Source organism: Arenibacter latericius DSM 15913 (assembly GCF_000424985.1).
GTDB lineage: Bacteria > Bacteroidota > Bacteroidia > Flavobacteriales > Flavobacteriaceae > Arenibacter > Arenibacter latericius.
In genome coordinates this window covers 1-1,247 of the sequence record NZ_AUKX01000108.1, presented here as the reverse complement: position 1 = coordinate 1,247, position 1,247 = coordinate 1, and the positions used below count along the sequence as shown (strand labels likewise).

The window sequence follows — 1,247 nt, the reverse complement described above, 5'->3', positions numbered from 1 at the left end:
GCAAAAGTACATCCGCTAGCATCTTTTACAGTAATGGTATAATCCCCATTGGTAAGTCCGCTAAAAGTATCTCCCGTAACAAAGGTCACTCCGTCAATACTATAAGTATATCCTGGTGTTCCTCCTGTTACGTTTTGTACCTGAATGCTAGCTGTTTGTAAGCAAGTATAGGGCTGAATTAATACCGCATCTGCAGTAATAGGATTTGGAGCAGTTAAAGTAGCACTGCCATTATAAGTACAACCTTTACTGTCTTGTACTATATAATTATAAGTCCCAGAAGCAAGTCCGCTGTAGGTGGTCTCATTACTAAGTCCCGCTCCATTAAAGTTTATTTGATAAGGAGCAGTTCCAAAGTTGGAATCTATTAAAATCTCTACACTACCGTTAGTAGCACTATCACAAGTAGGATCTGTAATATCATTGGTAGCAACGGGATTGGTAATAGCATCTATTATAACAGTGGTCTCCGCTGTACAGCCTTCACTATCTGTAATTAGGAAAGTATAACTGCCGTCTATGTCTGTGGTATAGGTAATGGTATTTCCTACTACAGGAACACTAGCACCACCATTAACTTGATAACTATAGCTGGTATATCCACCATTGATGGTAATATCTATCACAGCATCTGGGGAAACAGAACAATCCAAATCCTTCGTTAAAACGCTGGAAACAGTCAACTGATTCTCTATAACAACCGTATTGGTCGTTACTTTACAGCCATAGGCATCCCAAACCTCAACGGTATAGGAATTAGGGGCAAGGTTATTAAACACATTGCCGTTCTGTGCAGGAGCTCCGTTTAGACTATAAGTATAAGGGGCAACTCCTCCTGTTGCAGTAGCGGTAAGACTAACACCTGTTCCGGGAACATAACAAAGGTCTGTTGTGGCCAACAAGGTAGCCGTAGGCATTTCAGAGGCAACAATATCAAATGTCTTGGTCTGCACACAGCCACCTGCATCAGTTACGCTAATGGTATAGGTACCTGTTTGGGTAAGACCTGTAAATACATTGCTGGCTTGTGGGCCTAAAACATTGGAACTAGGGTCAGTTAGTTGGTATTCATATCCTCCCCAGCCGTCGGTAGCAGTAATGGTCACAGATCCATCCGCTGAACAAGTCAATGGGCTAACTGCAAAAGTAAAGTCCATCACCGAAGATGGCTCACTCACGGTAACCGTTGCCGTATCACTACAATTGGTAGTATCGTCCGTAACTGTAATAGTATAATCACCGGCAAC

General features: G+C 42.3%; 1 pseudogene. It reads right to left on the bottom strand.

The annotated features are described in order from the left end of the window. Positions 1–1,247 (bottom strand): annotated as a pseudogene (locus H344_RS20730) (hypothetical protein); the annotation flags it as partial.